The sequence below is a fragment of the Streptomyces sp. NBC_01546 genome, assembly GCF_045208355.1.
Taxonomy (GTDB): Bacteria; Actinomycetota; Actinomycetes; order Streptomycetales; family Streptomycetaceae; genus Streptomyces.
In genome coordinates this window covers 4,731,067-4,745,013 of the sequence record NZ_CP109379.1, presented here as the reverse complement: position 1 = coordinate 4,745,013, position 13,947 = coordinate 4,731,067, and the positions used below count along the sequence as shown (strand labels likewise).

Sequence of the window (13,947 nt, the reverse complement as noted above, 5' to 3'; positions counted from 1 at the left end):
TCAAATTTGAACCAAGCGGGGTGTTCAGTCATTCCCGGACGGGCACTCCCGTCGCCGTCGCCCCCGTCAGTGGGCGATCACCGGAATCTTGATCTCGGCGTCCTCCGCGCCGGAACCGGAGGCCACCGGGCCGCCCGCGCCGGGACGGCCGGTGTTGATCAGCGTCAGCGCGATGGCCGAGCTGGCGACCAGGATGCCGACCGCCCACCAGATGGCGGAGGAGTAGCCCTCGACCATGGCCTGCGCCTGGATCAGCTTGCCCGCCGCGCCGCCCGCCGCGGCCTCGGCCGCGTGGTCGGTCAGGTACGCGGTGGTCGCCGAGGCGGCGATGGTGTTCAGGAGCGCGGTGCCGATGGCGCCGCCGACCTGCTGCGAGGTGTTGACCATGGCGGAGGCGACACCGGCGTCGGCCGGGTTCACCCCGTGCGTGGCCAGGGACATGGCCGGCATGAACGCCGTGCCCATGCCGAGGCCGAGGAGCAGCTGCGCCGGCAGGATCAGCGCCGGGTACGAGGACCCGACCTCGAGCTGGGTCAGCAGCAGCATGCCGGTGGCGGCGAGCAGGAAGCCGGGGCCCATCAGCAGGCGCGGCGCGACCCGGGTCATCAGCCGGGCGCCGATCTGCGTGGAGCCCGTGATCATGCCCGCGATCATCGGCAGGAAGGCGAAGCCGGTCATGACGGGCGAGTAGCCCTTCACGACCTGCAGGTAGTAGGTGAGGAAGAGGAACAGGCCGAACATCGAGATGACGGCCAGACCGAGCGAGAGGTAGACACCGCCGCGGTTGCGCTCCAGCAGGACGCGCAGCGGCAGCAGCGGGGACTTCACCTTGGACTCGACGAAGACGAACGCGGACAGCAGCGCCGCCGAGGCGATGAACATGCCCACGGTCACGGCGTCCGACCAGCCGGCCGACTCGGCGCGGGTGAAGCCGTACACCAGCGAGACGAGACCGAGGGTGGACAGCACCACGCCGGGGATGTCGAGCGGTGCGCGGTTGCGGGAGCCGGCGGCGTCGCGGATGACCATCCAGGCACCCACGGCCGCGATGATCGCGAAGGGGATGTTGACGAAGAAGGTCCAGCGCCAGTTGAGGTACTCGGTGAGGACGCCGCCGAGGATCAGGCCGACGGCGCCGCCGCCGCCCGCGATGGCACCGTAGATGCCGAAGGCCTTGGCGCGCTCCTTGGCGTCGGTGAACATCACCGCGAGCAGGGAGAGGGCCGCCGGGGCGAGGAGGGCGCCGAAGGCACCCTGGAGGGCGCGGGCGCCCAGCATCATGGCCTCGCCGTTCGCGGCGCCGCCGAGCGCGGAGGCCAGGGCGAAGCCGATGAGACCGACGATGAAGGCGTTCCTACGGCCCCACTTGTCGGCGATGCGGCCGCCGAAGAGGAGCAGTCCTCCGAAGGCCAGCGCGTACGCGGTGATGACCCACTGGCGGTTGCCGTCCGAGATGCCGAGGTCGGTCTGGGCGGAGGGGAGGGCGATGTTCACGATGGTCGCGTCGAGGACGACCATCAGCTGCGCCAGGGCTATGAAGACGAGCGCCTTCCAGCGGCTGGGATCTGCGGCCAGCGGCGGTGTCGCGGCTGTTTTTGGCATGGGTGTACCCGTTTCACTGTGCGGAATGACTGAATAGACCGGAAAAACCTAGTAAGGAAGCTCTGGGTGTGTCACATGGTTTTCTGCCTCAGGTCGTCGAACGTGGCGGCCGAACCGGGCAGTTCGGAGCGGGCCGGGGCCCGCAACCCGTCGAGGAAGAGCTGGAGATGACGGTGGACGAAGCGGTCCGTGTCGAGGCAGGCGGTGCCGGGGAGGGGGCGGCTGAGCTGGGAGAGGGCGACCACCAGGTCGCCGACGCCGATGTCCGTGCGGACCAGTCCGGCGTCCTGGCCGGTCGTCAGCAGGGCCTCGACACCGGCCTCCAAGGCGCTGCGCACCGCGATGAGTTCGGGGTGTTCGAAGTCGAAGTCGCCGTCGAGCATGGTGCACAGGGCGCCGATCCGCTCGTCCGCGGCGGCGTGCGTGAACCGGCACAGCGCGGCGAAGGCGTCGGGCTCTTCGGCGAGCGCCGCCTCGGCCTGGGCGCTGACCCGCTCCATCACGTAGAGCACGACGTGGTGGACGAGGGTGGGGCGGTCGGGGAAGTGCCGGTAGAGGGTGGCGTTTCCGATGCCCGCCCGGCGGGCGACCTCGTCGAAGGGGGCCGCGGCTCCGAACTCGACGAAGGCCTCGCGGGCCGCCGCCAGGATCCGTTCGCGGTTGCGGACGGCGTCGGCGCGCGGGCGCGGGACGGGGCCCGCGCCGTCGGCCACGCACTGGACCTCGGGCACCGCCAGGCCCACGGCCGCTCCCGGGACGGGCAGGGCCGCCGGGGCGGTGGTGCTGGGGCGCTTCATTCCGGGGCCTTCCTGGCGTGTGATCACGTACGGCCCCCGCCCAAACGGGGAGCCTGTCCCCACTTCGTGGGACTCACGTACAAACGGGGATCGGCTCCCCGGTTATTTCACTCCTCCGTGTGACCTGAGTCACGCACCGATCCACGTTCGGCCTCTCCCGGCGCGCGGGCGCGCCGCAGCCGTCGGAGGGTGACGAACAGAGCGCAGTCCGGAGAGGGCCGGCTGCCGCGGACCCGAAGGCGATCTTCATGTCGCAGACCGGCCGGCGGATACGCAGACCACGCCGAACCAGCGCGTACATCGCCCTGACCGCGCTGGCCCTCGGCGTCACGGCGACAGCGAGCACGGGGATATCCAGCCGCGGCCAGTCGGCGGCCGGAGCCGTGGCCACGACCGCCGAGTCGGCCCTCGCGCCCTGCCGGATCGCCGGCACGATGGGCGTGCAGATGTCCGAGGGGCTGCCGACGCCGCCCGGGTACGCGCGCTCGACCGGCGAGGTCAAGGCGCTGAACCTGATGATCGACTTCCCTGACGCCAAGGGCGAGGGCACGGCCCTGGACCGGCTGGCGGAGTTCTTCCCCCAGACCTCCAACTGGTTCCGGACCAGCTCCTACGGCCGGCTCAGCTACCGGGCCGAGGCCCCGATAAGGACCTGGCTGCGGATGCCGATGCCCTTCGCGGCGTACGGGATCGAGCGCGGGTCCGCGTACGAACCGGGCTACCGGCAGCTCGTCGAGCACATCGCGAAGGTCGCCGACTCCGAGGTGGACTTCAGCAAGTACGACCTGATCAACATCCTGATCACCCCGAACGCCGGGCCGTCCGCCCTGGACACCGTCCTGTCGGTGACCTTCTCGGGCAACGGCGAGGCGCCGGTCGCCGACGGGGTGCCGCTCGCCAACACGTCCTTCGTCTACAGCCGTCAGGACGACGGCTCCGGCACCTACCGGGAGACCGGCTACCGGGTCCTCCCGCACGAGAACGGGCACATCTTCGGGCTGCCCGACCTGTACACCGCCGACGGTGGGAGCACCGTCGGGCACTGGGACATCATGAGCGAGGACTGGGGCTCCAACAACGACCTGCTGGGCTGGCACAAGTGGAAGCTGGGCTGGCTGGACAGCACGCAGATCAGCTGCGCGTCGAAGTCGGGCGCCAGCGACCACGTCCTGTCGCCGCTGGCGGTCTCGGGCGGGACGAAGCTGGCCTTCGTCCCGGTGTCCGAGAGCGCCGGGTACGCGGTGGAGGTGCGCACGCAGGCCGGGAACGACGAGTCCGTCTGCAAACCCGGCGTCCTCATCTACAAGGTGGACTCCGACGTGGACACCGGGCGCGGTCCGGTGACGGTGTCGGACAGCACGAGCACGAGCGGCGGCTGCACCCGGCGGCCCAACGTGCACGCGGAGCTGTCGGACGCGCCGTTCCGGCCGGGCGAGACGTTCACCGACGAGAAGGCGGGCATCAGCGTCTCGGTGGTGGGCGAACTGCGCAACGGCAGCTTCCAGGTGCGGATCATCCGGCCCTGAGGTTCACGGGCGGAAGTCCGGCCCCCCGGCCCGGCCCGGCACGTCCGGGCCGGGGGCCGCCCGCGTGGCCGGCGTACCGGCGGTCGTGCGGCGCCGACGCGCGTCTAGGGTGGGGCGCATGGAGTCCTACACCATCGGACAGGCCGCGCGACTGCTGGGCGTGAGCGTCGACACCGCCCGGCGGTGGGCGGACGCCGACCGCTTTCCCACCCGCCGGGACGGCAAGCGCCGCATCGTCGACGGCCCCGACCTGGCGGCGTTCTGCGTGGAGGCCGCCCAGGAGGCCTCTTCCGCCGAGGACGCGGACGCCCCGTACACCTCGGCCCGCAACGCCTTCCCCGGGATCGTGACCGGGATCAAGCTCGGCGACGTCGCGGCCCAGGTCGAGGTGCAGGCCGGACCGCACCGCGTGGTGTCCCTGCTGACCCGGGAGGCCGTCGAGGAACTGGGGCTGGAGGTCGGCATGCGGGCCACCGCCCGGGTGAAGTCGACCAGCGTGCACATCGACCGCGACTGAGCCGGCCGACACCCGGCCCCTCTTCTACTTCGCCTGCTTCTTCGCGTCGATCTCATGGCCGCCGACGCGCCGCAGCCCTCGCCGGAGACCGCGAAACCGCCGAGCGCGTCGAACTCACCCTCCCCGAAACCGGCGTGTGCGGCGGCGCGGGCCTCTACGACGAGCCCGCACCGGACCGGACGGGCGGCGGCTGCTGCGCCACCCCGGCCACCCTGCGGATCGGCGCCCCGCCCGCCGTCGGCGGCGGCTGCTGACCTGAACTATTGGGGGCGCATCCGTGCAACACGATCCGCTAGGCTGTCAGCGGTCATCGACTGACCCCCGCCTTCGTAGCTCAGGGGATAGAGCACGGCTCTCCTAAAGCCGGTGTCGCAGGTTCGAATCCTGCCGAGGGCACAACCACGAGGACCCCCCGCCGCAATCGGCTGGGGGTCCTCGTTTCGTTGTGGTTGTATGGCGCCCGTGTCGCGTGACGCCGCCTACTGAGATGTGGGCCGGGCGGTGGTCGGGCAGGCACCTGTTCTTGAAGGACCGGGCCCATGGGCATGTACGCCACCGGCTACGGGTGATCTCCCTCGGTTGTTTCGCTGCCATCGCACGCATACACACCGTGAGGAATCGACACTCCATGTCGTCATTCAGCGCCGCATCTTTCAATCAAGCCGTCATAGAAGAGTTCAGGGCGAACGCCGGCCGGGTCGGCGGGCCCTTCGAAGGCTCCGAGCTGATCCTGCTCACCACCACCGGGGCCAGGTCCGGGAAGCCGCACACCGTCCCCCTCGGGTTCGTACGGGAGGACGGTGAGGGTGCGGACGGCGCGGACGGCGGCGGGCAGCTGCTCGTCGTCGCGTCCGCGGCCGGGGCCGACCGGCATCCCGCCTGGTATCACAACCTGCTCGCGCGTCCCCTCGTAGAGGTCGAGACCGGGACCGAGAAGTACGAGGCCGTCGCCGTACCCGCCGAAGGGGCGCGGCGGGACGAGCTGTTCGCGCGCGTCGTGGGCGAGGCGCCCGGGTACGGGGAGTACCAGGAGCGGACCCGGCGGGTGATCCCCGTCGTGGCGCTCCAGCGCACGCACGAGGCGCCCGCCGGCGAGGGCGGGATCGCCGGGAAGCTGCTCGAGGTGCACGGGTGGCTACGGGCCCAGCTGGCCCTCGTACGGGAGCAGGCGCGCGGCGGCGGGCCCGGCTCGCTCGGGCTGCAACTGCGCCAGCACTGCCTCGCGTTCTGCCAGACGCTGGAGTTCCACCACCGCAGCGAGGACGCCGGACTGTTCCCGTACCTGGAGCAACAGCACCCCCACATGCGGGAGTTCTTCCGCAGGGTCGATGCCGAGCACCGTGTCATCGCGCGGCTCCAGGAGGAGCTGGTACGCGCGCTGGACGGGCCCGGAGCCGGGTTCAGCGAGCGGGTGGAGCGGCTGAGCCGGGAGCTGGAGGCACATCTCGACGGCGAAGAGGCGCAGTTGCTGCCGGTGCTGCGGGCTCTGGGAGCGTGATGCGGGCCTCGGCGCCGCCCTCCTGCGGATTGCGGAAGGCGAGGGTGGCGCCGAGGGCTCGGGCCTGGCCGGCGGCGATGGTCAGGCCCAGGCCGTGGCCCTTGTTCATGCCCTCCGTACGGAACCGCTGCGGGCCGGCGGTGAGCAGGTACTCCGGATAGCCGGGGCCCGCGTCGGTCACGGTCAGGGTCCGGCCGTCCACCCTGACGGTGACCGGGGCCGCGCCGTGCTTGTGGGCGTTGGCGACGAGGTTGCCGAGGATCCGCTCCAGGCGGCGCCGGTCGGTCTCCACCCGCAGGGACGAGACCACCTCCAGCCGCGTGTCGGTGCCCGAGGCGCGGATCGTGCGGGCCGCCAGCCCGGCCAGGTCGTACGCGTCCAGCTCCACGCGCTCGCTGCCCGTGTCCAGCCGGGAGATCTCCAGGAGGTCCTCGGTCAGCGCGCGCATTGCCTGGACGCGGTCTCGTACGAGTTCGGCCGGCCGGCCCGGCGGCAGGAGCTCGGCGGCCGCGTTCAGGCCGGTCAGCGGGGTGCGGAGCTCGTGGGCTACGTCCGCCGTGAACCGCTGCTCCGCCTCCAGCTTGCGCTGGAGCGAGGAGGCCATCGTGTCCAGGGCCCGGGAGACCGCCGCCACCTCGTCCTTGTTGCGCGCACGGTCGTCGACCCGCGCGTCCAGGTCGCCCGCGCTGATCCGGCGGGCCACCTGGGCCGTCAGGTGCAGCCGCCGGGTGATCCGGGTGACGCCGAGCGCGCCCATGAGGAGGGTGCCGCCGATGGCGAGCACCGAGGAGCCGAGGATGGCCCGGTCCAGCTCGGCGATCGTCCGCTCGGCGGCGGTGAAGTCGACGGAGACGGCTATCGCGGTGTCGTGGTCGGCCGGCGCCGCCGCCCACATCGCGGCGCGGCCGCGGTGTTCGCCGATGACCGTGGCGCGCTTGCCGCTGAGCGCCATTGCGCGCAGCTCCGGGGGCAGGCCTACGGGGTCGATGCCCTCGCCGCGCGCCATCCGCGCGCCGATCTCGTACGCCACGATGGTCCGGTCCAGTTTGGCGAGAGCCTTCTCGCGCGCCGTGCCGACCGTCTGGTGGGTCATGGCGTTGTGGACGAGGCCGCCGAGCAGTGCCGCGAGCCCGCAGCACATGAGGGTGATGAAGACCGCGGCCTTCCAGGTCAGGGTCGAGGTCCAGGCGGGCAGCCGAAGGCTCATGGTGCGCTGGTCTCGTTCATGATCCTGCGGACCCGTCCGTCCCTGACTGGTGCCTGACTGGTGTGGAGACACGGACGGTCCGTGACCGTCCCCCCGTCAGGTCACGGTAATGCGCCCGCCCGGGCGGGCTCGCGGCGGGCGCCGGATTACGCCACCAGATCGGCGTAGAAGATCACGTTGTTGGTGCGGTGGCCGTCCTTCAGCTCGCCGCCGCAGGTCAGCAGGCGCAGCTCGGGACGGCCGGTGTCCCCGTAGACCTTGTCGGTCGGGAAGTCCTCCTTGTTCACGTCCTCGATCTCGCGGATCTTGAACTTGGCCGTCTTCCCGTCCTCGCGCGGCACCTCGACGAGATCGCCGAGTTTGATCTTCTTGACGTCCTTCATCAGCGCCGGGCCGTACTTGGTGTCGAAGTGCGCGACGAGGACGGAGACGCCCTTCTCGCCCGGAGTGACGCCCTCGGTCCACCAGCCGGGACTGTTCGCGTCGGTGTCGGCGTTGGGCACACCCAGCTCGCCGGAGGCGGCGTCCACCTTGAGGTCGACCATCTTCTTCGCGTCCACGCCCGCCGCGTCGATCTTCATGCCGGTCGGCCGGGACCGGGGCAGGGCCGGTGCGCGGCCGCCGGTGTCGGCGGCCGGGGCCGCCGTGCTGCCGACCTTGGGGTCCGGGGGCAGCTCGGGGCCGGAGCCGGAGCCGCAGGCGGCGAGGGTGCCGGTGACGGTGGCGGCGAGGACGGTCACCGCCAGTACGCGGCGGGCGGGGGCGAGGGTACGGGTCATACGAATGACGTTACGAGGGGCATGTGTGGGCCATCCGTCGGCAATGTAACGGTTGTCCGGATGCTCCCCCGCGAAGTCGTGACGGCAGTCGTGACGGCAGTCGTGACGGCAGTCGTGACCGCAGTCGCGAGGCATCGGAAAAGCCCTTCCGGCCGGAGCCGGAAGGGCGTCGCGAAAGGGTCAGATCAGTTCAGCTCAGCCCTCTGCTGCGCTCGCCGATGCGGTCGCCCTGCGGAGTCCCGGCCCGCTTCAGGGCCGCCTTCGTGTGCGCCCCGCCCTTGACCTTGGTCCGCAACATACCGTCGAAGCCGTGGCCCGCCGGACGCGGCGGCCGGTCCGGTTCCTGAGCCTGGAACGCCGCTCGGAAGTTCTGCTTCTGCTCTTTGCTCATCCCGTCGTCAACTCCCTCGGGAAGCACCCAATCGGACTACTGGGATCGTATGCAGATATACGGACCAACGCACCCGGACCGGACGTAAAAGAATTGTGGATCAAGGCCGGGGCGGCGCCGGCCGCTCCGGCGGCCCCAGCGTGCCGTGGACCAGCTCCTCCGGGCAGGGCGTGCCCCGCGGCAGCTGGTACTTCGCCGCCACCCGGTACTCCCCCGGGGCCGGCGCCAGCAGCTCCGTCCACACGTCGCCCGCCTCGTCCGGAGCGGCCTTGAACAGGCATCCGGCCGTGTTCGCGTACTCCTTCACAGCGGCCGCCTTCGCCTTCGACGCGAAGGTCTCCTCCGGCGGCGCCACGGGCCTGCCCGCCGTGTCCACCAGCCCCAGCCACGGCGAGTGCGGGATCCGCACCAGCACCCGCCCGGCCTGCTTCACGTCGATCACGAGCCGGTCGGCGCCGGCCCGCACCACCGTCGCCGGCCCGGACACCAGGTCCGTCGGCTGGTGGACCTTGAACAGCTGCCAGTTCGTGTCGCCCCACACCTGCTGGAGGTACGGGAGTCCCTCGCGCACCAACTTCGCCTCGTCCTCCCCGCCCGAGTCCGGTTTGTCGGCGGGCAGCACCACGTAGTGCACCGCCCAGCGCTCCAGCCAGGCCCGGTAGCTGTCGGCGGTCAGCGTGTCGTCGTAGAAGAGCGGGTTCCGCTCCAGGTCGGCCTGCCGGTTCCAGCCACGCGCGAGGTTCACGTACGAGGGGAAGGCGGAGGATTCGCGGTGACTGCTGGCCGGGACCACCTCGACCCGGCCGCGTTCGGCGCCCGCCTTCTGCAGCTGGTCGACGAGCGGGGCCAGCTCACGGTTCCAGGCGGCCACCGGGGTGGTGCGGACGATGTCCGTGATGCTGTTGGTGGTGATCCAGATGTTCAGCCCGGCGAAGGCGAGCAGCAGCGCGTACCACCGCCGCGAGCGCGGGAACTCGTACGGGAGGGCCGCGAGCAGCACCGCCCCGCCGAAGAGCATGATCAGCCGGGTGACGTTCGAGCCGATCTGGGAGTCGATCGCCCAGGTCAGGAAGACCCCGAAGGCGTAGACGGCCGAGGCGATCCGGACCGTCTTCCACCGCTCGGGTACGAGGAACAGCACCGCAAGCGCGAACACGAAGGGCAGCCAGGCCGAGCCGAACTTCATCGGCTGCGTCCCGGAGAAGGGGAACAGCCAGGCCGACAGCCCGACCACGACCACCGGGGCCAGGCCCAGCGCGTACGCACCCGGCCGCCGCCGGCTCAGGAACAGCGCGGCCGCGATCACCCCGAGGAAGAGCCCGGCGACCGGGCTGGAGGCGGTCGCGAGCCCGGCCAGCGGAGCCGCCACGGCCGCCTTGGCCCAGCGCCGCTCCGCCCATTTGCGCGGCCAGCAGAAGACGGCGGCGACGGCGCCCAGCGCGAACATCACGCCGAGGCCGAAGGTGACGCGGCCCGACAGGGCGTTGCAGAGCAGCCCGTACACCCCGGCCAGGGCGGGCCACAGGGGCTCGCGCACGGCGCCGCGGCAGCGGGTCAGGACCAGGGCGAGCAGCCCGGCCGAGACGGTGCCCGCGATCATCATCGTGGTCCGGACGCCGAGCATGTGCATGAGGTACGGCGAGACCACGCTGTACGAGACGGGGTGCATGCCGCCGTACCAGGCGAGGTTGTACGCCGAGTCGGGATGGCGGCCGACGAACTCGGCCCAGGCGTCCTGCGCGGCGAGGTCGCCGCCGCTGTTGGCGAAGCTGAAGAACCAGACGACGTGCAGGACCCCGGCGAGCAGCGTCGACACGGCGACCGGGTGGCGGCGGATCCGGTCCAGAGCCCGGGTTCCTATGCCACCGGGAGCGGGGGCGGGGGGCGCGGGCACCGCCGCGCCACCGCCGTGGCCCTCGCCGCGCCGGCCCTCCTGCTGCTGCCGCTGCTCAGCGGTGGTCACTGACGTACTCCCCAACACATGAGTCCACACCCGCACACACGTCCACGTCCCTGGACCCAAGACGCGTCCCGGCGCCCCGGGGTTGCCCGGGACGCCGGATTCACGCTCTCACCGACGGTCAGCCGACGCGCGTCAGCTTGCTGCCGATGCCGGGTGCGGCGAGCTCACTCTGCAGGGCCACCGGCACCTTGACCTGGCTGGCGCCCTCGCCGACGGTCAGCACGCCGATCTCGGTTCCGGCCTTCGCGGTCTGCGGGATCTTCGCGCCGCCGTCCGCGAGCTTGACGTCGACGGCCAGCGAGGCCCAGCCGACCGCCTGCACGTCGGCGGTGGCCACGACGGGCGTCCGGCCGCCGAGACCGTCGTCGACGTAGCCCACGACGTCACCCTTCTTCAGGACGGTCGCGCCTTCGAGGGCCTTCTGGGTCTCGAGCATCAGCTGCTTGCTCGCGGCGAGCACGGTGTCGATGATCGGCGCCTTGTGCTGGCCGAGGACGGCTCCGACGATCAGCTGGTTGGTCTTGCCGACCTTCTTCTGGGCGGCGAAGAGGAGGTTTCCGCCTGCCTTGGTCGTCGTACCGGTCTTGATGCCGAGCGCGCCGGTGGGTCCGGTCAGGCCGTTCCAGTTCCGCCACTCCTTGCCCGACGGGTCGATCCACTTGGGCTTCTTGGTGATGTCGAGCAGCGTCTCGATCTCGACGAGCTTGAGGCCCAGCTTCACCTGGTCCTCGGCGGTGCTGACCGTGGTCGCGTCCAGGCCCGAGGGGTCGGTGTAGGTGGTGTTGGTCATGCCGAGTTCCTTGGCGGTGTCGTTCATCTTCTTGACGAACGCCTCCTGGGAACCGGAGTCCCAGCGCGCCAGCAGCCGCGCGATGTTGTTGGCCGACGGGATCATGAGGGCGGCGATCGCGTCGTACTCCGAGATCTTCTCGCCCTCCTTGACCGTGTCGAGGGTGGACTCGTTGTCGGTCGAGTTGTTCTTCTTGCCCTCGGTCTCGGCCGTCTTGTCGACGTCGATCATCTGGCCCTGCTCACCCTTCTTTATGGGGTGGTCGCGCAGGATGATGTACGCCGTCATCGACTTGGTGACGCTGGCGATGGGCACCGGCTTCTGCTCGCCGGACTGGCCGAGCGTGCTGAGGCCGGCGGCGGCCATGTAGGCCTGGCCCTCGGTGGGCCAGGGCAGCTGGGGCTTGTCGCCGCCGAAGGTGTACGAGGACTGCGCCGTCATCACGAGCTTCGGCTCGGGCAGGGGGCGCACCAGCTGCACGACGGCGAGGATGATCGCCAGGAGCACGGCGAGCGGGAAGTAGATCTTGAACCGCCGGACGGCGGTGCGGAGCGGGCTCGGCGGCGGGGGCGGGTTGTTCGTGAGGTCCGCCAGCATGTCGAGCGGCGGCTTGGGCGGCAGCGGCTGCTGGGTGGTCCGCTCCGACCGGTCCAGCGAGGCGGGGGCCGGGCCGGAGGTCGCGGCCGGGGCCGTCACCTGGGCCGCGGGCTTCGGCTGCTGCTCGGGGGTGTCCGTGCGCAGCGGCACGAAGGTGCTGGCCTTCGGCGGTGCGGGCGGCGCGGGCTGCGCGGCCTGCGCCGAAGCGGAATCCGCGGGCCGCTCGGCGGCCGTCGGCGGCTTCACGGCACGGAACACGGCGGTGCGCTCGCTGTCGGCGGCGTCCGCATCGGAATCCACCGCCGGAATCCGGAACACGCCGGTCCGCTCGCGCGGGGCGGGCTCCTTGACGGGGGCGTCCTCCGGCGCAGCCGGCTTCACGGCGCGGAAGACGGCGGTGCGCTCGCTGTCGGCGGGCTCGTCCGCCGAAGCGGAATCAGCCGCCGGACCCGCCGGGGCATCCTTCGGCTCCGTCGGCTTCACCGCACGGAACACGGCCGTGCGCTCGTCAGCGACCGGCTTGCCCGCCGAAACGGAATCAGCTGCGGCCTTCTCGGCCGGGGCATCCTTCGGCTCCGCCGGCTTCACCGCACGGAAGGCCGCCGTGCGCTCGTCAGCGACCGGCTTGTCCGCCGAAACGGAATCAGCTGCGGCCTTCTCGGCCGAGGCATCCTTCCGCTCCGCCGGCTTCACCGCACGGAACGCGGCCGTGCGCTCGTCGGCGACCGGCTCGTCCGCCGAAACGGAATCAGCTGCGGGCGCGGCAGCCGCCTTCTCGGCCGGGGCGCCCTTCGGCTCCGCCGGCTTCTCGGCCGGGGCATCCTTCGGGGCCGCCGGCTTCACCGCACGGAACACGGCCGTGCGCTCGTCAGCGACCGGCTTGCCCGCCGAAGCGGAGTCGGAAGGCCGCTCGGCGGCGGCCGGCTTCACAGCGCGGAAGACGGCGGTGCGCTCACTGTCGACCGATGGCTCCTGCGCCGAAGCGGAATCAGCCGCGGGCGCCACCGCGGCCTCCTCGGCCGGGGCAGCCTTCGGCTCCGCCGGAGCGGAATCCTCGGCGGGCTCGGCGGGCTCGGCCGACTCCTCGCCAGCGCCAGCGCCGGCGGCGGCCGCCGGCTCCTCGGCCGTGGCGACCCACGCCGCTACCGCGTCCCGGAGCGCGTCACGCCCCCCGGAACCGTCCGGCTCCGCGTCCGCGTCCACGTCCGCAGAAACATCCGCACCCTCAGGATCCCTCGGCCGGAACACCGACAGCCTCGGATCACGCTCCGCGGAGGTCGACGCCGCCCCCGGCGTTCCTTCATCAACCGACTTGTCGGGGGACTCGCCCGCCACCAGTTCCTCCTCCATCGTCGCCACGTCCGGCTGTCCGAATGTCTAACAGTGTCCCGTCTAGGGGGCATCGCCCACGTGATAGACGAGAACGACATAGCTGCGGGTTCCCCCACAAAGCGGCCACGCGCTCTCGACAGATGAATGTGAGAGGCGTCACCCTGTCACTCATCCACGCGGGGAGGCATGGATGGGCAGGAGCCGCAGAACAATTCCGGAGGAGCTTCTGCTGCTCGCCTTGGACCCGGCCACGGGTACCACGGCGCAGCCGCAGTCGCTCGACCTCGGCCTGGCCGGGGCACAGCTAGTGGAGCTGGCTCTGGCAGGACGGATAGCCCCTGACGGGGATCGTATCGCCGTGGTGATGCCACGGCCGACAGGAGATCCGACTCTGGACTCCGCACTGGAACTGCTGCGCAGGCGCGGCAGTCCGGTACGGGCCGTCCACTGGATTGGCGGACCCCGACTGGGACTCCGCCAGATTTACCTCGCTCACCTGGAGCGCTGCGGCATGGTCCATGCCGTCGCGGGCCAGATGTGCGGGGTGCTGCCGACGACTCGCTACCAGGCGACGGACACGGCTATCAGCCGGGAGATCCGTGCCCGGCTGGACACTGCGATCCGCACCGGCGTACCGCCGGACCCGCGGACCGCGGCGCTCGCCGCACTGGCCCACGCGGTCGGACTCGGCAAGCACCTGTACCCCGGCAACGAGGGGCGGTCGTCCAGGTCCCGGCTGCGGGACCTGATCCGGCACGACCCCATGGGCGGACTCGTGGCGCACGCCGTGATGGACGTCCAGAACGGTGTGGCCGCACAGCCACGCCGTGACCGCGCCCCGGTACCGCCCGCCCGGGCCACGGCGAGCAGCGTTCCGCTGCAGCCGCGCCGGACGGGTGCGATGGCCCGCGCGGCCGCGCACTGATCCACCCGTTCGACCTGTTCGAC

11 protein-coding genes, 1 tRNA gene and 1 pseudogene are annotated in these 13,947 nt (G+C 71.5%); 6 read left to right on the top strand and 7 right to left on the bottom strand.

The window, feature by feature from the left end; translation table 11 throughout:
* Positions 1-66 precede the first annotated feature (66 nt).
* A complete protein-coding gene (locus tag OHA89_RS21795; RefSeq protein WP_215149183.1) occupies positions 67-1,602 on the bottom strand; it encodes an MFS transporter in 1,536 nt (511 codons plus the stop codon).
* 71 nt (positions 1,603-1,673) lie between these two features.
* Entirely contained in the window at positions 1,674-2,399 is a 726-nt protein-coding gene (locus tag OHA89_RS21790) for a TetR/AcrR family transcriptional regulator (protein WP_266609413.1), read from the bottom strand.
* A 248-nt stretch (positions 2,400-2,647) separates the two neighbouring features.
* Here OHA89_RS21790 and OHA89_RS21785 point away from each other — a divergent pair, with 248 nt between their 5' ends.
* The 5 genes and pseudogenes from OHA89_RS21785 (at position 2,648) to OHA89_RS21765 (ending at position 5,940) form a co-directional block, all read left to right on the top strand.
* Positions 2,648-3,925: a M6 family metalloprotease domain-containing protein gene (locus tag OHA89_RS21785; protein ID WP_257555843.1), complete on the top strand. Its 1,278-nt coding sequence runs from the start codon at positions 2,648-2,650 to the stop codon at positions 3,923-3,925.
* 118 nt (positions 3,926-4,043) lie between these two features.
* Positions 4,044-4,442 carry a molybdopterin-binding protein gene (locus OHA89_RS21780; RefSeq protein WP_215149186.1) on the top strand — a complete coding sequence of 133 codons (399 nt, stop codon included), beginning with the start codon at positions 4,044-4,046 and terminating at the stop codon, positions 4,440-4,442.
* Between the two features lie 59 nt (positions 4,443-4,501).
* Positions 4,502-4,696 (top strand): annotated as a pseudogene (locus OHA89_RS21775) (flavoprotein); the annotation flags it as partial.
* A gap of 69 nt (positions 4,697-4,765) precedes the next feature.
* Positions 4,766-4,838 (top strand) — tRNA-Arg (locus OHA89_RS21770).
* A gap of 232 nt (positions 4,839-5,070) precedes the next feature.
* Positions 5,071-5,940: a nitroreductase/quinone reductase family protein gene (locus tag OHA89_RS21765; RefSeq protein ID WP_406366883.1), complete on the top strand. Its 870-nt coding sequence runs from the start codon at positions 5,071-5,073 to the stop codon at positions 5,938-5,940.
* Here the strand turns inward: OHA89_RS21765 and OHA89_RS21760 are convergent.
* From OHA89_RS21760 to OHA89_RS21740, 5 genes are all read right to left on the bottom strand, one after another.
* Positions 5,843-7,147, bottom strand: a complete 1,305-nt coding sequence (locus tag OHA89_RS21760) for an ATP-binding protein (protein WP_406366882.1) — start codon at positions 7,145-7,147, stop codon at positions 5,843-5,845. The two genes, OHA89_RS21765 and OHA89_RS21760, sit on opposite strands and share 98 nt — an antisense overlap.
* Before the next feature lie 146 nt (positions 7,148-7,293).
* Positions 7,294-7,926 carry a sortase domain-bontaining protein gene (locus tag OHA89_RS21755; protein ID WP_406366881.1) on the bottom strand — a complete coding sequence of 211 codons (633 nt, stop codon included), beginning with the start codon at positions 7,924-7,926 and terminating at the stop codon, positions 7,294-7,296.
* Positions 7,927-8,116: 190 nt separating this feature from the next.
* Complete coding sequence (locus tag OHA89_RS21750; protein WP_251065441.1) at positions 8,117-8,317, bottom strand: hypothetical protein; 201 nt, start codon at positions 8,315-8,317, stop codon at positions 8,117-8,119.
* A 100-nt stretch (positions 8,318-8,417) separates the two neighbouring features.
* Entirely contained in the window at positions 8,418-10,280 is a 1,863-nt protein-coding gene (locus OHA89_RS21745) for an MFS transporter (RefSeq protein WP_406366880.1), read from the bottom strand.
* 118 nt (positions 10,281-10,398) lie between these two features.
* Positions 10,399-13,017 carry a hypothetical protein gene (locus OHA89_RS21740; RefSeq protein WP_406368548.1) on the bottom strand — a complete coding sequence of 873 codons (2,619 nt, stop codon included), beginning with the start codon at positions 13,015-13,017 and terminating at the stop codon, positions 10,399-10,401.
* 172 nt (positions 13,018-13,189) lie between these two features.
* On the opposite strand from OHA89_RS21740, the gene OHA89_RS21735 reads away from it, so the two are divergent.
* Positions 13,190-13,924: a GPP34 family phosphoprotein gene (locus tag OHA89_RS21735; RefSeq protein ID WP_215149194.1), complete on the top strand. Its 735-nt coding sequence runs from the start codon at positions 13,190-13,192 to the stop codon at positions 13,922-13,924.
* Positions 13,925-13,947 lie beyond the last annotated feature (23 nt).